The sequence below is a fragment of the Neorhizobium galegae bv. orientalis str. HAMBI 540 genome, from assembly GCF_000731315.1.
GTDB lineage: Bacteria > Pseudomonadota > Alphaproteobacteria > Rhizobiales > Rhizobiaceae > Neorhizobium > Neorhizobium galegae.
In genome coordinates this window covers 3,000,428-3,022,226 of sequence record NZ_HG938353.1, presented here as the reverse complement: position 1 = coordinate 3,022,226, position 21,799 = coordinate 3,000,428, and the positions used below count along the sequence as shown (strand labels likewise).

Genomic DNA, 21,799 nt, shown 5'->3' with positions numbered 1-21,799 from the left:
ACTCCGTTTGAGCCAACAGAACGATTCAATTTAACCCTGAAAGGCTCTAGACATCGATCGAGCCGCGCATGACGGACACGCAGCGGCCGGTGATCGTGACGTCGGTGACGGTTCCGGCCGCCTTCGCCACATCGAGCTCGATGATGCTGCGGCGGCCCATCTCGACACCCTGCTCGATCGTCAGATGCACCCTGGTATCCGCCTCCGGCGCACGCGTCATCAGGAAGGCGGAGAGGGCGGCGGAGGCACTGCCGGTCGCCGGATCCTCCATGATGTTGTCGAGCGGCGCGAACATGCGGGCGCGGAAGTTCCAGGGCTTTTCCGGGTTGCGGACATAAAGGAAGATGGGGAAGTCGCCTTCGGGACCCTCGTGTCTTGCGGCTGCCTCGTGGAAGACCGTGATGTTCGGCCGGGCGGCGGCAAGGGCCTCAAGACCGTCAAGTTCGGCGATTGCAAAGGCAAGGCCAACGGAGGCGAAGACCGGCTTGTGGGCGGCGATGCGCACATGTTTCGCATCGATCGAAACGCAGCCGGCGATCAGGCCAGGCTCGATCTCCGAGCCGATTTCCAGCGGCCGCGGTGCGCGGATCGTGGCGCCGACCACGCCAGTCGTTTCACGCTGCAGCCGGACTTCCACCAGGCCGGCGATCTCCTCGAAACGGAGTGTATCGCCGATCGGCTTGCCGAACAGGTCGGCCCTCTGGCCAAGCACATAGGCGGTGCCGACATTGGGGTGGCCGGCAAAGGGGATTTCCATCGTCGGGGTGAAGATGCGTACCCGCGCGCTGTTTTCAGGTTTTTCGGGCGGCAGGACGAAGGTGCTTTCGGCATAACCGAATTCGATGGCGATGTTCTGCATCTGCCGGTCGGTGAGCCCGCGCGCATCCGGCACCACGGCGAGCGGGTTTCCGGCGAAACGTTCGCTCGTGAAAACATCGACGGTGACGAAATCGGCGGTCGGCATGGCGAAATTCTCCGGGAGCGATGGCGGATTTAAAGCCTCAACGGCCGCGGTTACCAGCCAATGTTTTTGATCGGCATCATCACGGAAATGAAACCTGCCCCTATCATCGGCTCAGGCAAGGCCGTGGTCCCGCATCGCCTTCTCCTCGTCGCCGGTGATATAGGCGAAAATTCTGGGGGCGCCATCGGCGACAGTCACCAAATAAAAATTGGTGAACCGCACATTGCCGGCTTCGCCCGCCTTGTTGACGTAGGAAAAATCCCAGCCGATTTCGGCAAGCGCATGAAGATCGTTGAGGCAGGTGATCTTCACGCCGGTTATGTCCATCCGTTTGCCGCCGACCTCGCGATATCGGGCAAAGCCCTGTGGGATCACGTCGCGGAACGCAGCATCATTGGCTCCGCCGAACACAGCCTGCGGTGTCGAACCGACGAAATAGGCGGCGAAGAACGCTGCGATGCCCGCGATATTCACCGACGCCGCATCCTTGAGGGCATCATTGCTGGTCCGGCCGTACTCGTCGAAAAGCCTGCGGACCCTGGTTTCCATTTCCATCATGGCAACCTCCATTCAAGCAATGAACGCCGCTTCGCCCGTTCGGTTCAATTGGATTTTGAGGTGGCGACACAACAGAAAGGCCGCTCCGTTGCCGGAGCGGCCTTCTTCCTCCTCCTTGAAAAGGCGCTCCTCAAGCAGCCTTTTCGAGATCTTCCGTATCAGGACTTGTTGACGCTTGCGGCGTAGATCTGGTCGATGGTTGCGGCCAGGCTCGCATTGAAGTCCGCGTCGCTCATCGTGACGCGCAGGTTTTCCGCCAGCGCGCGTGAGAAACTCGCGATCATGCCATGGTTATGGCTGAGCTTTTCGCAGGCGTCCACGGTGCTGTAGCCGCCGGAAAGGGCGACGACGCGGATGACCGATTTGTGGGCGACCAAGGGAGCGTAGAAATCGGCGACCGTCGGGATCGTCAATTTGAGCATGACGGTTTCGCCTGCGGGGAGCTTGTCGAGCTGCTGTGCGATCTCGTCGCGCAAGATCGCCTCAGCCTGTTCCTTTGTCGGGCTCTTGATCGAAACTTCAGGCTCGATGATCGGCATGAGGCCCTGGCCGATGATCTGACGGGCAACCTGGAACTGCTGCTCCACGACGGCAGCGATGCCGGCCTTGTCGGCATGGCCGATCACAGACCGCATCTTGGTCCCGAAAATCCCCTTTTCACGACCGCGGATCAGGAGAGTATCCAGATCGGGCATCGACTTCATCGTCTGAACGCCGTTTTCCTCGGCATTCAGGCCCTTGTCGACTTTGAGAAAGGGGACGACGCCGCGCTTTTCCCAGAGATAGGAGGGAACAGGCTCACCATCGACGTCGCCGTCCATGGTTCGCTCGAACAGGATAGCACCGAGAACCTTGTCGCCTGTAAAGGCGGGCGCGCTCATGATGCGGACGCGCATGGCATGCACCAGGCGGAACATCTCCTCGTCACCCTGATAGTCGGACTCGGACACACCATACAGACGCAACGCTCCGGGTGTTGAACCACCGCTCTGATCCAGCGCCGCAATAAATCCGGGCGCAGAGCTCATCTTGTTCAACATCTTGGCGTCCACCATACTAAACTCCTGTCCCTAAAGTTGGCGCGAAACGCGCGCATATCTCCCTAAACTGTCGGATAACAGAACTTTTTTTAAAGGGAAATGCACCCTTAAGTTATTGAAACGATTGAAATGCTTTCAATCGTTTAAAACATCTAAAATTTTTTAAACCAGTTAACTCGGGAGCGCGCCGCCCTATATGGAACGCGCTCCGTTTCGGAAAATGACAGATCAGGCGGTCTTGATCAGCACCGAGACGCCGGGTAGATCCTTGCCTTCCATCCATTCCAGGAATGCGCCGCCGGCGGTCGAGACGTAGGAGAAGTCGTCGGCCGCACCTGCATGGTTGAGGGCCGCGACCGTATCGCCGCCGCCGGCGACCGACGTAAGCTTGCCGGCTTTCGTCTGGGCTGCCGCGTGTTTGGCGGCAGCGACCGTCGCCTTGTCGAACGGCGCGATCTCGAAGGCGCCGAGCGGGCCGTTCCAGACCAGCGTCGAGGCCTTGGAGATCCATTCGTTGACGGCTGCCACCGACTTCGGTCCGACGTCGAGCATCATGGCGTCAGCCGGGATCTTGTCGATATCGACCACTTCGTTGGCGGCACCAGCCTTGAACTCGCGGGCGACGACGCCGTCGACCGGCAGCACGATGGCGCAATTGGACGCTTCGGCTTCTGCCATGATCTTGCGGGCCGTGTCGGCAAGGTCGTGCTCGCAGAGCGATTTGCCGACATCGATGCCCTGTGCCGCGATGAAGGTGTTGGCCATGCCGCCGCCGATCACCAGCGCGTCGACCCGTTTGACGAGGTTCTGCAGCAGGTCGATCTTGGTCGAAACCTTGGCGCCGCCGACGATCGCGACGACTGGGCGGGCGGGATTGCCGAGGCCTTTTTCGAGCGCTTCGAGTTCTTCCTGCATGGTGCGGCCGGCATAGGCGGGCAGGTGATGGGCGAGGCCCTCGGTCGAGGCATGGGCGCGGTGAGCGGCTGAGAAGGCGTCGTTGACGAAGATATCGCCGTTCCTGGCGAGCGCCTCGGTGAAGCCCGGGTCGTTCTTTTCCTCGCCCTTGTGGAAACGGGTGTTTTCAAGCAGCAGGATATCGCCGTTCTTCATGCCGGCGATCGCCTGTTCGGCTTCCGGGCCGATGCAATCGGAGGCGAAGAGGATCTTGTGGCCGAGGACCTGGTTGACGGCGGAGACGATCAGAGACAGCGACATGTCGGCGACCGGTTCACCCTTCGGACGGCCGAAATGGGCAAGCAGGATGACCTTGGCGCCCTTCTTCGACAATTCCAGAATGGTCGGTGCGACGCGCTCGATGCGGGTCGCGTCGGTGACCTTGCCGTCGGCAGCAACGGGAACATTGAGATCGACGCGCACGAGCACGCGCTTGGCTGCGATATCGGTGAGGTCGTCAAGGGTTTTGAAGGCCGGCATGATGCTAATCCATTTACTCGGAAAGTTCGTAGCGGACCTTACTATGCCTGACCGGCGACGCAAGACGATTGGTTGCAACCGTCCATATTCCGTCTGCCGCGGAGGTGCTGCATGCCGATTCTACTGCGATAATGCAGCGGGTGGAGGATTTTATTTGGGCTTTCGCCCCCTTTATGCCGGGCCCTCGGGCGGCACGGCGCCCGGTTTCGCGAGGTGCTTGCCTCGGTATTTGCGGATCAGATCACGGACGCGGTGGGCGATCTCGCGCATGTTGATGAAGATCGGCAGATTGGTCGCCGGCTCCACGGGTTCCAGCGAAATGCCGATGCTGCGGACATGTTCGTGCTCGTCCAGTTCGCGCACGATCAGGATGATCGAGCCGAAGCGGATGCGGTCGGCATAATCCGCGCGGCCGCCGAGCCGCGAGGTGATCAGGTCGCCGACGGTCATGTTCTGCTCGTTGGCGGAGAGCAGGCCGGGGCCGTAGGCGGCATCGAGCTCCTTGGCGGGCCTCGTCGGCGAGATCGCAAACGCGCCGAAAAATTCCGCATCGTCCTCGTCGACCGGCACCTGGCTTGCGAAGATGCGGTCGAGCAGTTTCGAGTAGGCGGGCGAGATGAACAGGTAGACCTGGTCGTTCTCCTTCAGCCGGCCGGCATATTGGTAACGCATGCTGCGGCCGTCGCGGATGACCAGCGAGGGCATGGCCCAGCGGGGGATGCGCTCGCCCTGCAGGATCGGGCTGTCTTTCATGACGCGGTAGGAGATCAGCTCGTGATGGGCGGTGCCCGGCAGGTCGAGCTCGATCTTGTCGACGGCGCCGATGCGCGGCGGAATGATGAGGCCGAGCTTGTGGGCGACCGGCTTGATCGTCCAGCCCTGAACGAGGAGGGAGACCAGCACGATGATGAAGGTGGTGTTGAAGAACAGCTGGCCGTTCTCGACGCCGCTCAAGACCGGCATGATCGCAAGCAGGATCGAGACCGCGCCGCGCAGGCCGACCCAGGCGAGGAAGCTGGTTTCCTGCTGGGTGAAATCATAGGGCAGCAGGCTCAGCCACACGGCGATCGGCCGGGCGACGAAGATCAGGAAGAGCGCCAGCCCGATCGCTGGCAGAAGGATGGCTGGGAACTGCGACGGCGTCGCGAGCAGGCCGAGCACCAGGAACATGATGATCTGCGCAAGCCAGGTCAGCCCCTCGTTGAAGCGGATGATCTGCGGCTTGGCGAACATCTTGCGATTGCCGGAATAGATGCCTGCCACATAGACCGCCAGAAAGCCGCTGCCGCCCATGGCGCCGGTGAAGGAAAACACCAGCAGCGCCAGCGTCAGCACGAAGATTGGTGCCAGGCCCCGGTCGGAGGTGAAGCGGTTCAGCACCCAGACGATCATCATGCCGCCGAACAGGCCGCAGATGACGCCGAGCCCCATTTCCTCAACGAACAGGAAAAGGAAATGCAGGTCGAGGCCGGAAAAGCCCTGGCCGGTCGCCAGAAGTTCGGCGAGCGCAATCGTCAGGAAGATCGCCATCGGGTCGTTGGTGCCGGACTCGACTTCGAGCGTCGAGCGCACCTTGTCGCGGATGTTGATGCCGCTGACGCGCAGCAGGAAGAAGACCGCGGCGGCATCCGTCGAGGCGACGATCGAGCCGAGCAGCAGGCCTTCGAGCCAGTTGAAATTGAGAAGGATCGTCGCGGCGAAGGCGAAGATGCCTGTCGTCAGCAGCACGCCGACCGACGCAAGCGTGATCGCCGGAGCCGCGGCAAGGCGGAACGAGTGGATTGGGGTCATGAAGCCGGAATCGAACAGCACGATCGCCAGCGCCAGCGATCCCAGCATGAAGGTGAAGGAATAGTTCTCGAATCGGATGCCGAGGCCGTCGACGCCGGCGAGCAGGCCGATCGACAGGAAGATCAGCAGGAGGGGAGCACCGAAGCGGAAGGCGAGGAGGCTCGAAAGGGCAGCCGCCAGCACCAGGACCGTGCCGACCAGCAGGACGATATAAAAAGCCTCCACCTATAAGTCCCTTCCTTCGCACCTCTCGCCGATACCATCCCCGTCCGCAGCCCCGGAACGGAACTGTGCCACGCCGCAACGCGGCCATGCAAGAATGGGGCAGATCCCGGCCGAGGGCCAGGCGAATCGACTGATCGATTAGGCGGGAACAATTCCGGCAAGAGAAGGGCAGGGGATAAAAAAGACGGACCAATGCCTTGGTGCCTGCGGCTTTTCACTTTTCTGCCCAGCGTCCTGCCCCAAACCGGTACCCACTTTTGGGGGCGCTGGATTATCGGAGAGCCCACACGAATGCGGAACCTCAATAGATTTTAAGTAGGTGGCTCCGCATTCGCGTGGCCTTCGGCGTCTTTTCGAGGCTTCCGGCCTCTACAGGTGATCATCTCGCCTCGCTGCGCGGCTTCGTTTTCGACTTCCTTTCGGGAAACCTTGCCACTTGCACGGCTCAACCGAACCTGGCCCGGCGGCCAGGGGGAGGCTTGATAGGAAGACTTGCCTTTCGACGAGCGCTCCATGGCTTTCACCTCTTCCACCATCCCCGCACGTTACGGTTCCGATGAAAGCGCCGGCCCCCGCCTGCCCGCGAACGTCTCGCGAAACACTCCAGCGACGGAAGCGAGGGGATTGTAGGCATGGTTTGGAGGGGTGGGGAAAAGCGGGGGTGAAAAAAATTCTGGCGGTGGGTTTCCAAGGCGGAACTTTGCTTTTGCGGTCTCAGGAAGCGAATGTCACAAATGACCCGTTTCGACCCTAAACGGTCATCAAAGTTGAGCGATTTCAGATTGAGTTGATCGATTATAGATTGGGAACCAACAGGCGTGTTGCTGGATGAGGTTGTCCGCTGATCTCAGCTCACTCTTCGACGGAGGCCATTTTAGAAATATCGTCAAACCAGGGAAGAAGTGCTGAAAAGTCTAAGGGAAATAGTTTCGACTCGCTCAGTGGCCCGCCTGCATCCCGACGCACTTCGAATATTGCCCATCCCCGATAGTTATCGCTGGCTGCGTCCGTGAATGCCTGCAGTAGTTCATTGTCGGTAGAAACACGAAGGATGCTATCAAGCTCGGATGCCGCGGCAAATGCTATGGGACGACGGTCCTCATCAGTTATTTCCGGGTCAAGTTCCGTAAGTGTTTTGGCTTCGGCAAGCGCACGATCACGGAGGCCTGACGACATCTGCATCCAAGAGTCCAAGGTCAGCAGCACTCCCATTGCCTCCGGTGAAACCGGATCGCCTTTAAAAATTCCTCGCCGCGCATGAGAGAAAAAGCGCCAAATCTGAAAAATTCCTTTGACCAATTGTTTGTATTTGTCGGCGGCCTCATCGAATGGATTTTCCGCGAACTGCGCCGCATAAGTTAGCTTCGTCGCCTTGCATTCGAAGACGGCAACGATTTTCCCGCCTTTTCGCAGTAAGATGTCTGGGGTATCAATCGGATTCTTCTTGTAGGTATACTTCTCTTCGCCTCCGGGTTCGAAGGAGGGCAAATAGCCTTTGATGAGGCTGCGCACATACACCTCGAAATTGTGGCCAGCTTCGGTGATGAGCGCTTGTCCACCTGTCTGGATGTCGTGGAACAGCCCCACCGTTGCCCGGTAGATAATGAGCTGCCAAAGAGGTGCGATCATCACGTTCTTGGTTGTGATTATAGGATGTTGCCGGAGAAGGTTCGGCTGGTAAGCGATCCGGAAACGGCCGTTTTGCCGCACCTGAGCGACCATCTGCCCGGCTTTCGTGCGAGCCTCGTCCAGATCTATGCTCAGGATGGCGAGCGCCTTATCCAATTGCTCCGGCGTAATTCCGACATCCCCCACCGTGGGCTTATTCTGCCATGGCCGTTCCCCGATCACGAGAGTGGCCGCAATAGAAACCTTCAGGAATGTACTGACTGAGATGCCGTAGCGTTCCTTGAAGTATTCCGCGCACTTTCCTTGACCATAGACAAATACGTACCGATACAAAACTTCAACGTTGAACAGGCCTCGCTGCCACCCAAATTGCCTTTGGGCGATGCGGTGCATTTCATCAAAAACGTCCTCGGAGCTGCCGGCTAATCCGTATTCTTCATTTTCAACTTGCCGGAGGATGTGGGCGATCTGGCGCAGCGTCCGGTATTGGTTACAGTTCAGGTAGCGGAAGCGACCCTTGCGTGGACGATCCTTGGAGATCGTCAGCAACGACATTATGATGGTTTCCAGTTCCCATTTGTGGATCGTATACTGGTCTGGAATTGATTGGGTGATCGCTTCCCTCGGATATTCGATAATACCCCGCGCGCGCCGCTCCATACCCGACTGAATAGCATTTACTGCCCAAATCAAACGGAGGAATGCTCCGTCATCGGCTAGAGACAGAGCGTGATTATAGCGGTTTAAATAAAGCTTGAAGCGGTGACGGGACATATCACGGCAAGCCGACTTGTGATTCAACTGCTGATCTAACAAGAATGTAAGGTGTTATCGAGCCTTTGGGTTCGTTATCCCATAAGAAATGAAACTGATTGCTTCACGATCAACCATGAATTCACAGATCATGGTGGTATTGGCCGAGATTGACTAAGCACCCAGTGCATCGCCGTCACCGACACCCCGCAAACAAAAACCCCCTCCCTTGCGGGGAGGGGGCGATATCTTGCCGGTGCCGCCCGAAGGCAGCGTCTGTGATCCTCAGATCAGCTTGGCAAGCGCGACCGAGGTGTCGGCCATGCGGTTCGAGAAGCCCCATTCGTTGTCGTACCAGGAGAGGATGCGCACGAAATTGCCTTCGAGCACCTTGGTCTGGTCGATCGCGAAGATCGACGAGTGGCTGTCGTGGTTGAAGTCGCGGCTGACCAGCGGTTCTTCGGTATAACCGAGGATGCCCTTCAGGGCGCCGTTGGATGCGGCCTTGATCGCTTCGTTGACTTCGGCAACCGTGGTCGTCTTCTTGGCGACGAACTTGAAGTCGACCACCGAGACGTTCGGGGTGGGCACGCGGATCGAGGTGCCGTCGAGCTTGCCCTTGAGGTGCGGAAGCACCAGGCCGACGGCCTTGGCGGCGCCGGTCGAGGTCGGGATCATCGACAGGGCTGCGGCGCGGGCGCGGTACAGGTCCTTGTGCATGGTGTCGAGGGTCGGCTGGTCCCCCGTGTAGGAGTGGATCGTGGTCATGAAACCATGATCGATGCCGATCGCGTCGTCCAGAACCTTGACTACCGGAACCAGGCAGTTGGTGGTGCAGGATGCGTTGGAGATGACCAGGTGTTCCCGGGTCAGCTGATCGTGGTTGACGCCGAAGACGACGGTCAGGTCGGCACCATCGGCCGGGGCCGAGACGATGACGCGCTTGGCGCCGGCGGTCAGGTGCGCCGCGGCCTTGTCGCGGGCGGTGAAGATGCCCGTGCATTCGAGCGCGATATCGACGCCGAGTTCGCGGTGCGGTAGGGTTGCCGGGTCCTTGATCGCCGTCACCTTGATCGGCTTGCCGCCGCCGACGATGATCGTGTCACCGCTGACTTCGACGCTTGCCGGGAATTTGCCGTGGATCGAGTCGTAACGCAGCAGGTGGGCGTTGGTCTCGACCGGGCCGAGGTCGTTGATGGCGACGACCTCGATATCGGTGCGACCGGATTCGACGATCGCGCGCAGCACGTTGCGGCCGATGCGGCCGAAACCGTTGATGGCAACCTTGACAGTCATTTCACATACTCCCGCTTTTAGCTTGTCTTGGAAATTTCAGTTGGATCAGGCGAGCTCTTTTTCGGCTGCGGCAACAACCGCTTCCACGGTGATGCCGAAGTGCTTGAAGAGATCCTTGGCAGGGCCCGAGGCACCGAAGGACTTCATGCCGATGAAGGCACCCTTCGGACCGATGAAGTGATCCCAGCCTTCGCGCACGCCGGCTTCGACGGCAATCTTGACCGGCGAATTGCCGACGACCGCGGTCTGGTAGGATTCCGGCTGGTCGAAGAAGAGTTCGACGCAGGGAACGGAAACGACGCGGGTCGCGATGCCCTTGCCGTCGAGGACAGCTTGCGCCTTCAGCGCCAGTTCGACTTCCGAACCCGACGCGAAGATCGTCACCTTGGCGTCGGCGGCGGAGACGAGTTCGTAGGCGCCCTGGGCGCAGAGGTTCTTCTCTTCATAGGTCTTGCGGGCCGGCGCCAGGTTCTGGCGGGTCAGCGCCAGGCCGGACGGGCGGTGCTTTTCCTTGAGCGCCAGCTGCCAGCATTCGGCCGTCTCGGTCTCGTCGGCCGGGCGGAAGATCAAGAGGTTCGGGATGGCGCGCAGTGCTGCGACCTGTTCGACCGGCTGGTGGGTCGGGCCGTCTTCGCCGACGCCGATCGAGTCATGCGTCCAGACGTGCACGACGCGGATGCCCATCAGGGCTGCGAGGCGGACCGACGGACGGCAATAGTCCGAGAAGATCAGGAAGCCGCCGGAATAGGGGATCAGCCCGCCATGCAGCGAGATGCCGTTCATGGCGGCGGCCATCGCGTGTTCGCGGATGCCCCAGTGCATGTAACGGCCGGAGAAATCGGTCGGGGTGATCGACTTCATCTGGCTGGTCTTGGTGTTGTTCGACGGCGTCAGGTCGGCCGAACCGCCGAGCGTTTCGATGACGATGCCGTTGATGACTTCGAGCGCGTCCTCGGATGCCTTGCGGGTGGCGACCGTCGGGTTGTTCTCGGCGATCTTCTTCTTGAAGGCGTCGATGGCGCTGTCGAAATTGCCCGGCAGGTCGCCGGCGAACCGGCGCACGAACTCGGCCTTCTTCTCGGCAGCGGTGGCGGCGAGGCGATCTTCCCAGTCCTTGCGCACCGTGGTCGAGCGCAGGCCGGCAAGGCGCCAGGCATCGAGAACGTCGGCCGGAACGGTGAAGGCTTCCGCTTCCCAGTTCAGCGCCTTTCGGGCTGCGGCGATTTCCTCGGCGCCGAGCGGCGAGCCGTGAACCTTGTGGGTGCCCTGCTTGTTGGGGGCGCCGAAGCCGATGATGGTTTTGCAGGCGATGAAGGTCGGGCGGTCGGACTTCTGGGCGGCTTCGATAGCAGCCGAAATCTGGTCGACGTCATGGCCGTCGATCTCGATCGTGTTCCAGTGGGCGGACTTGAAGCGCATCACCTGGTCGGTCGAGTCCGACAGCGAGACGGCGCCGTCGATGGTGATCGAGTTGTTGTCCCAGAAGAGCACGAGCTTGTTGAGCTTCAGGTGGCCGGCAAGCGCGATGGCTTCCTGGCTGATGCCTTCCATCAGGCAGCCGTCGCCGCACAGCGCGTAGGTGAAATGGTTCTGCAGGTCGGAGCCGAACTCCTCTTCCAGCTTGCGCTCGGCGATCGCCATGCCGACGGCATTGGCAATGCCCTGGCCGAGCGGACCGGTGGTCGTCTCGATGCCCGACGCGTGGCCGTATTCCGGATGGCCGGCGGTCTTGGAGCCGAGCTGGCGGAACTGCTTGATGTCCTCCATCGTCATGTCCTCGTAACCGGTGAGGAACAGCAGCGAATAAAGCAGCATGGAACCGTGGCCGGCGGACAGCACGAAACGGTCGCGGTCCGGCCAGAGCGAGTTCTTCGGATCGAATTTCAGGTAGCGGGTGAACAGAACCGTCGCGATGTCGGCAGCGCCCATCGGCAGGCCGGGATGGCCGGAATTGGCCTTCTCTACAGCATCCATGGCGAGGAATCGGATCGCGTTCGCCATCCGGTTATGTTTGTCGAGAGAGGTCATGGCTAATCCGCTTTTTACGGGTGTCGGTCACGGTCCTCGTGGGACCACTTGAAGAGTGGCCCAGGGACCACCTAAGAGCGGGTGATCCTTAGCAGGTGCAACGCGCAAGTCAACAAAAGCGCCGTCGCGCCGAGGCCATCATGACGAACTTTCCCGCAGCTGCCGGAATTCTGTGCAGCATGTGACGAGGGGCAGAAACATAGTTGACGATCCACAGTTAGGACATGTTTGAAGGGCCTCGATTGATTGACCGGCTTGCAGGCGGTGAATAGTCTTCCGGCCTTGTTGGAGAGGTCGATCGTATCGATTCGGCTCATTTCGTGTATCGACAGGAAGCTTCGCATGCCGTCGGAAAAGACGATCGACATGGTGATTTCGGAACTCAGGGCGGCGATCGGCGGTCTTGAGAGCGCCGTCGATGCGCGCATCGAGCGCCAGCGCGAGACCCAGGATGTGGAGGGCGAGGTCCGCCGGGTGCACGCGGACCGGGCACGGCTCGCGCAGGAGCTCGACCAGTCGCAATTCCGCGCCAATCGACTGGAAGAAGTAAACCGGGAAGTCTCGAGGCGTCTCGTGACGGCGATGGAAACCATCCGCGCCGTGCTCGATCGCTGATGCGCCAGGATCAAAAGGGAATGCCATGGCCCAGGTAACGGTGATGATCGACGGCAAGGCCTATCGCATGGCCTGCGAGGAAGGACAGGAAAGCCACCTGACCGACCTTGCCGATCGATTCGACCGCTATGTAGGGCACCTCAAAAGCCAGTTCGGCGAGATCGGCGATCTGCGCATCACCGTGATGGCCGGCATCATGATCATGGACGAGCTTTCGGAGATGACCCGCAAGCTCGGCCTGCTCGAGACCGAAGTCGCGGCACTCAAGTCCAACCGCGACGGCGCGCTCGAAAACCAGCAGCACAACGAGCACCGCGTGGTTTTGGCGCTCGGAGAGCTCGCCTCGAGGCTCGACGGGCTGACCGCCAAGCTCAACGGTCGCACACCCGCTCCGGTGAACTGATCAAAGTCGATAATAAAGGCTTTTCGCCACTGGTGCGGACCGGCAATCACACATATATTGCCAATGCGATCTGCGCCTCACGACAGGAACCACAATCCCTGGGGCCATACTCGATCCAAAGGGAGCTGTCCCTGGCCAGGCCCGTGGGCTTGGACACACGGCGCCCACCTACGTTTGTAGGCACCCAGGATCGTAAACATCCATCGGTTGCCGCGGATCGCACTTCTCCCTTTTTGATTTGATTGTTTCTGGCTTCCGGCGACAGTGAAGTCGCAGCCGCATGCAAGGCAAAGACCCGCCTGGCTTAAACACTCAGCTGCATTCCGGACTGCAGCCGAGAGGCGGGACTGCTGGTTGGGGGGTCTTTCCCGCGCGGTCATCCTTATTGAATATCCGCGATTCGCATATTGACCGGATGATCTATTCTCGCATCTGCTTGTAACGTGCAGGACGGGCGAAATCGGGTCCGGACTGATCGGCTTGGCTGGCGATTGTTCATCCGGCGGCGACAACTGCGAATGCCGGGCGAGATCTATATAAGAATTCTCCAATTTATCCACCATACGGTGGACTTGGCGCCGCGTGATCACGTTTGAGCGATACTCTTAATCCTCTTTTCAAACGAGGGGACTATCTTCCCGGCATGCGTATCAACGAGATCACCAACTGGGCCTATGGCGTCACGGTCGTCTTGACTGTGCTGTCAGGTGGCGCCTTCATGCTGTCTGCCGGAAGCGCCAACCAGGAGCGGGTCGCCGTCGAGGAGCACCTTTCCCTCGACGAGCTTTCCGAACAGCTGGCGCTCGGCGCGGAAGAGCGCACTGATGAAGCGCGGCTTTACGTGATGCGCGGCCAGGACCGGCATCTGAAGGCCTTCCACGACAAGGAGACAGAAGAGCAGGGGCTCGAACAGGCGATCAAGGGCATCAAGGGACTGGGTGCATCCGATGCGGAACTTTCTGCGCTGGTCGAAGTCGAACAGGATGCCGATGCTCTGGATCAACTCGAAGAGGCGGCCGTGGCCGCCTACCAGAACGGCGACTTGGCCGGGGCGCAGGAGACATTGTTCGGTCCCGAGCATGACCGCCTCCAGATCGGGCTCCTGGAAACCGTCACCCGGTTCCGGGAACTGGTAAAGGCGCGCACTGAGACTGCGGTAGCGCTTGCGCAGTCCCGCAGCGACTTGTGGGGTCTTGCGGCAAAGACGATGCTTGCCGTCACCGCAGCACTTTTCCTCGGCGTCCTCTATTTCGTGCTCAAGCGCCGCGTCGCCATGCCGCTCACCCGCATGACCGGCATCGTCACCCGGCTGGCCCGTCAGGACTATGCCGTGGAAGTGCCGCTCGACCGCCGGCAAGACGAGATCGGCGAGATGAACCAGGCTATCCACATCTTCCGCGAAAACGGGCTGGAGCGGGATCGTCTCGATGCCGAGCGCCGCGCCGACCAGCTGACCAAGGATCTCATCCTGCAGATGATGCACCGCCTGCAGGCCTGCCAGACCCAGGGCGAACTGGCAGATGTAGTCTCGCGCTTTGCGCCGCAGATATTCCCCAATCTCGCCGGCCGTCTCTATGTGCTGAACGACAGCCGCACGCTGTTGGCCGGAATGGGCAGCTGGCTGGATCCGAAGCATTCAGCCGCCTCCTTCCCGACTAGCGCCTGCTGGGGCCTGCGCCGTGGGCGACCGCATCTGAGCAACCACGGCCAGGGCGACATTTCCTGTCAGCACCTCGCGGAAAGCGATGTTGCCGGGCTCTGCATACCCCTGACGGCGCAGGGCGATACGATCGGCCTTCTCTATTTCGAAGAACGTCCCGGCCAGGACATGGCAGCGGAAAGTTCGCGTCTCTATCTCGAACTGATCGCCGAGAATATCGGCCTTGCGGTCGCCAACCTGCAGCTTCGCGACCGGCTGACGAACCTTTCGGTGCGCGACGCCCTGACCGGCCTTTTCAACCGTCGCTGCCTTGACGAGACGCTCGCCCGCCATGGGCGCGCCCATCCGGGCCAGCCGCTCGCCTGCCTGATGATGGATATCGACCGCTTCAAGCGCTTCAACGACGAGTTCGGGCACGATGCCGGCGACATGGTGATGCAATATGTCGCGCAGCTGATGCTCGATACCGTCGGAGAGGCGGGAACTTGTTATCGCTTCGGCGGCGAGGAGTTCACGATCCTTCTGCCGGATGCGGCTGAGACCGCCGCCTTCGAGCTTGCCGAGCGGCTGCGGCAGAAGATCGCCACCACGCCACTTTCGCATGGCGGCCGTATCCTCGGGCTCGTCTCCGTTTCGATCGGCGTCGCAGGCTCACCCGCCGAAGGACCGGTTTCGACGCTCGTCACGCGGGCGGACGCAGCCCTCCTGGAAGCCAAGGCCAGCGGACGGAACCAGACGGTTCTGGCTGGGGCCGTGAAGCTGGTGGACAAGGGCAACCTCAACTCGGCTTGAGATCAGCAGGCAGAGAAACCGCGGCGGCGCCTGGTATTGCTCCGCCGATCGGCTTGTTCTACAGCCTTTGCTTGACAACGGGGGCCGCACCCCCAAGTTCTTGCCGTCCTGTTCACTCGCCGGCCGTATCGATGCCCTTTTTGAAATCCACCTTCGCCCGATCTTCGCTGTTGATGCTTCTGGTCGGGGGCGCCATCCTGTTGGCGATCGTGCTGTCCTCCTTCATCCTGGCACGGACAACGCAGGTCTATTTCCAGGACGTGGTGAAGCTGCGCGAGCTTCGAAGTGCTGCCGCGGACATGCAGCTTTTCCTGCGGGCCGCCGAATCCGGCCAGCGTGGTTTCGTGCTGACGCAGGATGCTGAATTCCTGATACCCTATACGACCGCGAGCACGGTTATTCCGCGACTGCGCGAGCGGCTGAAAAGGGCTGCCGGCAATCTGGACGCCATGCACGTCCCATTTGCCCAACTCGATCCGCTGATCGACGACAAGCTCGCCGAGATGCAGTCGACGGTGGAGATGGTGCAGAAGGGCAATGCCATCGGGGCGATCGAAGTCATCCGCGGCGCCTATGGCCGGCAGCTGATGGAAGGCATCACGACAATCCTCGGCACGCTGCTCCGTGACACGGACGGGCGGATCGAGACCGGGGTCGACGACCTCAATGATTCGGCATTGGCGCTGCAGTGGATCACCATCGGCGGCGGACTGATGATCATCCTCGTCATCGGCGGTGCGATCCTGATCGTCGGCCAGCATGTCCGCGAGCTTCAGCGGGCGCGCTCCGAGGTCGAGGAGCTCAATGCCGGGCTCGAGGAGCGCGTCAACGAGCGCTCCGAGGACCTGATCCAGGCGAACCGCGAAATCCAGCGTTATGCCTATATCGTCTCGCACGACCTGCGTGCGCCGCTGGTCAACATCATGGGTTTCACCAGCGAACTCGACGCAAGCCTCAAGTCGATCAGCACCTATGTACTGGCCGACGGGACGCCGCTGTCGGAAACCGACGTGAACGATGCCCGTGTCGCCGTCGAGCAGGACCTGCCGGAGGCGATCGCCTTCATCCGCTCGTCCACCAAAAAGATGGACGGGCTGATCAACGCCATCCTGAAGATTTCCCGCGACGGGCGGCGCGAACTGAAGCCGGAGAGGATCGATCTCGGGGAGCTTCTCGAAGCGACCGCCGCCAGCATCTACCATCAGGTCAGCGAAGCGGGCGGCGAGGTGAATATTTCGGTCGCCCAGGCGCGGGGCCTTATTACCGACCGATTTTCGCTGGAACAGATTTTCGGCAATCTCTTCGACAATGCGGTGAAATACAAACATTCGGATCGGCCGTTGAACCTGTCGGTCAAGGCCATGCCGCTTGGCCGCGCTGCGATAAGAATAGAGGTTTCAGACAATGGCCGGGGCATCGCTCCGGAGGACCACGAGAGGGTTTTCGAGCTTTTCCGCCGCTCGGGGGTTCAGGACCAACAGGGCGAGGGTATCGGTCTTGCGCATGTGCGTTCATTAGTTAGAAATTTAGGCGGTGAGATTACGGTGACGTCCACTTTGGGCGGCGGGGCGACGTTCGTCATCCGGTTGCCCACGGATCTGTCCCAGTATGTCAGGAGTAACGGGTCATGAAGGCTGCCGGTAAAGAAGTCACCATCGTGATGATCGAGGACGATGAAGGCCATGCGCGCCTGATCGAAAAGAACGTCCGTCGCGCCGGCGTCAACAACGAGATCGTTCCCTTCACCAACGGCAACGCTGCCCTTGATTTTATCCTCGGCGCGGATCGTTCCGGAAACTCGAATCAGGATCGCCATCTGCTGATCCTCCTCGACCTCAACCTGCCGGACATGTCGGGTATTGACATCCTGGAGAAGGTGAAGTCCAACCCACACTCGAAGCGTTTGCCGGTGGTCATCCTTACGACCACGGACGATGAGCGGGAGATCCAGCGCTGCTACGATCTCGGCGCCAACGTCTACATCACCAAACCGGTGGACTACGACAGTTTTGCGCATGCCATTCGACAGCTCGGGCTGTTCTTTGCCGTGATGCAGATACCCGGACAATAACGAGACGCGATGCCGCAAACCATACTCTATGTCGATGATGATCTCGCGCTTGCCAGATTGGCAGAACGCCATTTCGCGCGGGCTGGTTATCAGGTGGTCCACGCCGTTGACGCGGCATCGGCAATGGCGGCGGTGGAAAAAGGCGGTATCGACGCGATCGTCCTCGACCATTACCTGAAGACCGGAACCGGGCTCGATATCCTTCACAAGCTGAAAGATCAGGACTCGGTCATTCCGGTGATCTACGTCACCGGTTCCAGCGACGCGACGATCGCCATCGATGCGCTGAAGAGCGGCGCATCCGACTATGTCATCAAGACGGTCGGCGAGGAATTCTGGCCGCTGATGGAGAGCGCGATCGCGCAGGGCATCGCCAATGCCGAATTGCGGCGGGCCAAGGAAAAGGCCGAGCAGGAAATTCGCCTGGGCAAGGAGCGCGCCGAGGTTCTGCTCGCCGAGGTTAATCACCGCGTGGCCAACAGCCTGGCGCTGGTCGCGGCACTCATCCGCCTGCAGGTATCCAGCAGCAAGAGCGACGACGTGAAGGCCGCTCTTTCGGAGACGCAGGCGCGCATCAGCGCGATCGCCGGCATGCATCGCAGCCTCTACACATCCGACGACGTCCGGCATGTGGAGATGGACAAATATCTGGGCACGCTGGTGCGTGAAGTCCAGGGCTCCGTCAACGGCGATGGGGGGCCGTCGATCCGCCTCGATGCCGAACCTTTGTCGCTGACCTCCGATCGCGCCGTCTCCGTCGGCATGATCGTCACGGAACTCCTCACCAACGCGCTGAAATATGCCTATCCGGCCGGCACCGAGGGCGAAGTGCGGGTGCTGCTCAAGCGCCAGGGTGAGGGCGATGCGCTTCTCGCCGTCGAAGATGACGGGATCGGTTGGCGTGAGGGCGATGCGCCGAAAGGAACCGGGCTCGGCAGCCGGATCGTCAAGTCCATGGCCGCGACGCTCGGTTCGACGATCCATTATGTGCCCTCTCTTGCCGGCACCCGCGCCGAACTGACGGTCAGCCTTCAATAGCTGCGGCGACAGCGACTGGGTCACGGCTTCCTCGGCGCAAACCCTTCATTTTGTTCCAACCATTGCAATGCCCGCATGACGACCCTATGATTTACGCATGCGAGTGAAGGTGCATAGCTCCGAGAACCGGTCCTGGTTTTCCGAACTGTGCGCGAAGCATCGCCGACGAAGCGCCCCTGGCGCGGTCGTATGGATGCGGGCCGCTCCTTGGGGCGGCACGTTCGTTTCGCGTGCAGGCATATTGTTCCAATTAAAGAGCTTCTCTTGTTAACCGAAATACTCATCGTGATCGCCCTCACCGTTTTGAATGGTGTCCTCGCGATGTCGGAACTTGCCGTCGTCTCCTCCCGTCCGGTGCGACTCCGGATCATGGCCGAACAGGGCAATCGCGGTGCCGCCACAGCCATGCGGCTTGCGGAAGATCCCGGCCGCTTCCTCTCCTCCGTTCAGATCGGCATCACCCTCGTCGGCGTGCTGTCCGGTGCATTCTCGGGCGCCACGCTCGGCGCGCGATTGACCACCTGGTTCGAGGCGCAGGGCATGGCGGACAATCTCGCCGACTGGCTGGGCGTCGGCACCGTCGTCGTCATCATCACTTATTTGTCGCTGATCGTCGGCGAACTGGTGCCGAAGCAGATAGCGCTGCGCGCGCCGGAGGCGGTTGCCGCCCGTGTCGCGCCCGCCATGAAAATGCTGGCGACCGTTGGCGCGCCGATCGTCTGGTTCCTCGATGTTTCCGGCCGAATCGTCCTCAGCCTGCTTGGCCAGAGGGGCGAGTCGGGCGACCGGGTCACCGACGAGGAAATCCGCACCGTGCTTGCCGAAGCCCAGAGCGCCGGCGTGATCGAGACGGAAGAATCCGCCATGATCTCCGGCGTCATGCGGCTTGCCGACCGCACCGCGCGCGGCCTGATGACGCCGCGGCGCGATGTCGAGGTCATCGATATCGAAGACAATTCGGACGAAATCCGCGAACAGCTGCGTGCCACGCAGCGTTCCCGCCTGCCGATCCGCAACGGCAGTTCCGACGAAATCCTCGGCACGCTGTTCGTCAAGGACGCTTACGATTTCATCGCCGGCGGCAAGACGCTGGATATCCGCGGCATCATGCGCGAAGCGCCCGTCGTCTCGGACCTCACCGGTGCGCTCGACGTCATCCAGGCGCTGCGCCGGGCGCCGGCCCATATGGTGCTCGTTTACGACGAATACGGCCATTTCGAAGGCATCATCACCTCGGGCGACATCCTCGAGGCCATCACCGGCGTGTTCCAGGAGGAAAACGACGAAGAACCTGCGATCGTTGCGCGGGACGACGGTTCTTTCCTGATCGCCGGCTGGATGCCGGTCGACGAATTCTCCGACCAGATGGGGTTTTCGCTCGGGGACGATCCCGGCTACGAGACGGTCGCGGGCTTCGTGCTCGACGAGATGAAACGCCTGCCGGAACTCGGCGAGAGTTTCACCAAGAACGGCTGGACTTTCGAGGTGATCGATCTCGACGGCCGCCGCATCGACAAGCTTCTGGTCAAGCGGTCGGACAAGGTATGACGGACGTCTTGAAGACCAAGGCGGAGCTTCGTGCCGCGCGGCTAGCCGCACGGGATGCCATTCCGCCGGTCGAGCGCATCGAGAAGAGCCTTCTTATTGCATCGCATGGGGCCGAAGCAATCAGTCTCGACGCCGGCGCAATCGTTTCGGGCTTCCTGCCGATCCGCTCGGAAGTCGATGTGCGGCCGCTGATGGCGCATCTCAGGAATCGTAGCGCGCGGCTCTGCGTGCCCGTCATCCTCGACAAGAAGACGATCGTATTCCGCGAACTGGTGCGCGGCGGCGAGCTGGTGCCGGGCGTGTTCGGCACGTTCGGCCCGGGGCCGGACGCGGCCGAGCTTGAGCCGCAAGTGATGCTGGTTCCGCTCTCCGCTTTCGATGCCGGTGGGCACCGGATCGGCTATGGCGGCGGCTATTACGACCGGGCGATCCACCGCCTGCAGCAAAAAGGCCTGAACCCGACGCTGATCGGGATTGCCTTCGACTGCCAGGAAGTGGCATCAGTTCCCGTCGAACCTCATGATATCAGACTAGACGCTGTCCTGACGGAAAGCGGTTACCGGCCCTTCGAAGACATGGGCCGCGCACAGATTGGATAAGAATGCGCCTTTTGTTCCTGGGTGACATGGTGGGCAAGACCGGCCGCGTGGCGGTCTGGGAAAAACTGCCTGGCCTCGTCGCCGACCTGAAGCTCGATTTCGTCATCGTCAACGGCGAGAATGCCGCCGGCGGTTTCGGCATTACCGAGGATATCTTCCTCGAGACGATCAATGCCGGCGCCGACGTGGTGACGACCGGCAACCATGTCTGGGACCAGAAGGAGGCGGTGAGCTTTGCCGGCCGCCACGAGCAATTCCTGCGGCCCGCCAACTATCCCGCCGGCACACCGGGCAAGGGTTCCGGGATCTTCTACGCTCGCAACGGCGCACGTATTCTGGTCGCCAACATCATGGGCCGGGTGTTCATGCATCCCGAGCTCGACGACCCCTTCAAGAGCGCCGAAACGATCCTTGCCGCGGCTCCATTGAAGGAGCAGGCGGACGCTATCATCTTCGATTTTCACGCGGAAGCGACCAGCGAAAAGCAGTGCTTCGGGCATTTCGTCGACGGCCGCGCCAGCCTGGTGGTCGGAACCCATACGCATGTGCCGACCGCCGATTGCCAGATCCTCAACGGCGGCACCGGCTACATGTCGGATGCCGGCATGTGCGGCGATTACGACTCATCGCTTGGCATGGACAAGGAAGAACCGCTCAACCGCTTCATCTCGAAAATGCCGAAGGGCCGTTTCGAGGCGGCGACCGGACCCGCGACCATCTGTGGCCTCGGCATCGAGATTTCCGATGTGACGGGTCTCGCGGAGAAGATCGAGCCGCTGCGGATCGGGCCGCGGCTTGCGGAGACGATCCCGTCGTTCTGGCGGTGATGCCGCCTACGGTCGGCGTGACAGCCAGTCCTCGAAGCCTGCAAGCGTATTGATACCACCATCGAGCACCGCCTCATAGACAAGTGCGCTCGGAGCCGGTTTGCCGCCTTTCGGCGCGGTTGCGGCGAGTTCGGTCTTGATGGCGAGGATCGTTTCCCGCACCTCGTCGGTCAAGCGGGGTAGCAGCGTCTTCAGATGTTTCAGGTCGGGCTGCCGGTCCGGCTCGTCGATGAACCAGATGTCGAGGTTCCAGTCCTCGCCCGTCTTCATCCGGTACGTGAGGCCAAGATAGAAGCCGTCCGGGTAGTTTTGAGGTTCGACGTTCCAGAGGCCGCTATCGTTGCGGTAGCGCACGGCGCCGACGCGGCTGTCGAGCATCAGTTCTCCGGCGATCTCGGCGACGGTCCGGCGGGCGGCTGGGTCGAGCCTTTCGCAGGCCACGGTGATGTCAATATCGCGACGGACCATCAGGCCGAGCGCCGAGCTTCCGACCCGCACCGGATTTCCGGCCAAGCGCAAGGCATTCTC

General features: G+C 61.0%; 18 protein-coding genes and 1 other RNA gene. 10 read left to right on the top strand and 9 right to left on the bottom strand.

Annotated features, from left to right (window positions below; genetic code table 11):
- Positions 1–46: 46 nt before the first annotated feature.
- The 8 genes from RG540_RS14955 to tkt all read right to left on the bottom strand — a co-directional run bounded on the left by RG540_RS14955 (position 47) and on the right by tkt (position 11,718).
- A complete protein-coding gene (locus RG540_RS14955; RefSeq protein WP_038589399.1) occupies positions 47–964 on the bottom strand; it encodes a PhzF family phenazine biosynthesis protein in 918 nt (305 codons plus the stop codon).
- A 111-nt stretch (positions 965–1,075) separates the two neighbouring features.
- Positions 1,076–1,522, bottom strand: coding sequence for a hypothetical protein (locus RG540_RS14950; RefSeq protein WP_038589396.1), 447 nt, complete (start codon positions 1,520–1,522; stop codon positions 1,076–1,078).
- Positions 1,523–1,680: 158 nt separating this feature from the next.
- The gene (locus RG540_RS14945; RefSeq protein ID WP_038589393.1) at positions 1,681–2,577 is read right to left on the bottom strand and encodes a fructose bisphosphate aldolase; all 897 of its coding nucleotides are present in this window, start codon (positions 2,575–2,577) and stop codon (positions 1,681–1,683) included.
- A 213-nt stretch (positions 2,578–2,790) separates the two neighbouring features.
- Positions 2,791–3,996, bottom strand: a complete 1,206-nt coding sequence (locus RG540_RS14940; RefSeq protein WP_038589390.1) for a phosphoglycerate kinase — start codon at positions 3,994–3,996, stop codon at positions 2,791–2,793.
- A 171-nt stretch (positions 3,997–4,167) separates the two neighbouring features.
- Complete coding sequence (locus RG540_RS14935) at positions 4,168–6,012, bottom strand: potassium/proton antiporter (RefSeq protein WP_038589387.1); 1,845 nt, start codon at positions 6,010–6,012, stop codon at positions 4,168–4,170.
- 852 nt (positions 6,013–6,864) lie between these two features.
- Complete coding sequence (locus tag RG540_RS14930) at positions 6,865–8,415, bottom strand: hypothetical protein (protein ID WP_157884623.1); 1,551 nt, start codon at positions 8,413–8,415, stop codon at positions 6,865–6,867.
- Between the two features lie 264 nt (positions 8,416–8,679).
- Positions 8,680–9,690: a type I glyceraldehyde-3-phosphate dehydrogenase gene (gap, locus tag RG540_RS14925; RefSeq protein ID WP_038589381.1), complete on the bottom strand. Its 1,011-nt coding sequence runs from the start codon at positions 9,688–9,690 to the stop codon at positions 8,680–8,682.
- A gap of 45 nt (positions 9,691–9,735) precedes the next feature.
- Positions 9,736–11,718 (bottom strand): transketolase, encoded by a 1,983-nt coding sequence (tkt, locus tag RG540_RS14920; protein WP_038589378.1) that lies wholly within the window; start codon positions 11,716–11,718, stop codon positions 9,736–9,738.
- 342 nt (positions 11,719–12,060) lie between these two features.
- Between tkt and RG540_RS14915 the strand changes: the two genes are divergently transcribed.
- From RG540_RS14915 to RG540_RS14875, 10 genes are all read left to right on the top strand, one after another.
- Positions 12,061–12,333, top strand: coding sequence for a DUF4164 domain-containing protein (locus tag RG540_RS14915; protein WP_038589375.1), 273 nt, complete (start codon positions 12,061–12,063; stop codon positions 12,331–12,333).
- 25 nt (positions 12,334–12,358) lie between these two features.
- Positions 12,359–12,736 carry a cell division protein ZapA gene (locus RG540_RS14910; protein ID WP_038589371.1) on the top strand — a complete coding sequence of 126 codons (378 nt, stop codon included), beginning with the start codon at positions 12,359–12,361 and terminating at the stop codon, positions 12,734–12,736.
- Positions 12,737–12,800: 64 nt separating this feature from the next.
- Positions 12,801–12,959: non-coding RNA, 6S RNA (ssrS, locus tag RG540_RS31405), on the top strand.
- A gap of 420 nt (positions 12,960–13,379) precedes the next feature.
- The gene (locus RG540_RS14905) at positions 13,380–15,188 is read left to right on the top strand and encodes a diguanylate cyclase (protein ID WP_038589368.1); all 1,809 of its coding nucleotides are present in this window, start codon (positions 13,380–13,382) and stop codon (positions 15,186–15,188) included.
- A 131-nt stretch (positions 15,189–15,319) separates the two neighbouring features.
- Positions 15,320–16,819 (top strand): sensor histidine kinase, encoded by a 1,500-nt coding sequence (locus RG540_RS14900; protein ID WP_080724951.1) that lies wholly within the window; start codon positions 15,320–15,322, stop codon positions 16,817–16,819.
- On the top strand, positions 16,816–17,259 hold the full coding sequence (locus RG540_RS14895) for a response regulator (protein WP_007751932.1): 444 nt from the start codon (positions 16,816–16,818) through the stop codon (positions 17,257–17,259). The genes RG540_RS14900 and RG540_RS14895 overlap by 4 nt, the downstream gene beginning before the upstream one ends.
- Positions 17,260–17,268: 9 nt before the next feature.
- Positions 17,269–18,297, top strand: a complete 1,029-nt coding sequence (locus RG540_RS14890) for a sensor histidine kinase (RefSeq protein WP_038589360.1) — start codon at positions 17,269–17,271, stop codon at positions 18,295–18,297.
- A 321-nt stretch (positions 18,298–18,618) separates the two neighbouring features.
- Positions 18,619–19,845 (top strand): hemolysin family protein, encoded by a 1,227-nt coding sequence (locus RG540_RS14885; RefSeq protein ID WP_051909639.1) that lies wholly within the window; start codon positions 18,619–18,621, stop codon positions 19,843–19,845.
- Entirely contained in the window at positions 19,842–20,444 is a 603-nt protein-coding gene (locus RG540_RS14880; RefSeq protein ID WP_038589353.1) for a 5-formyltetrahydrofolate cyclo-ligase, read from the top strand. The genes RG540_RS14885 and RG540_RS14880 overlap by 4 nt, the downstream gene beginning before the upstream one ends.
- Before the next feature lie 2 nt (positions 20,445–20,446).
- Entirely contained in the window at positions 20,447–21,271 is an 825-nt protein-coding gene (locus tag RG540_RS14875) for a TIGR00282 family metallophosphoesterase (protein ID WP_038589350.1), read from the top strand.
- Positions 21,272–21,277: 6 nt separating this feature from the next.
- Here the strand turns inward: RG540_RS14875 and RG540_RS14870 are convergent, their stop codons facing one another.
- Positions 21,278–21,769 carry a hypothetical protein gene (locus tag RG540_RS14870; protein ID WP_244446570.1) on the bottom strand — a complete coding sequence of 164 codons (492 nt, stop codon included), beginning with the start codon at positions 21,767–21,769 and terminating at the stop codon, positions 21,278–21,280.
- Positions 21,770–21,799: the final 30 nt, after the last annotated feature.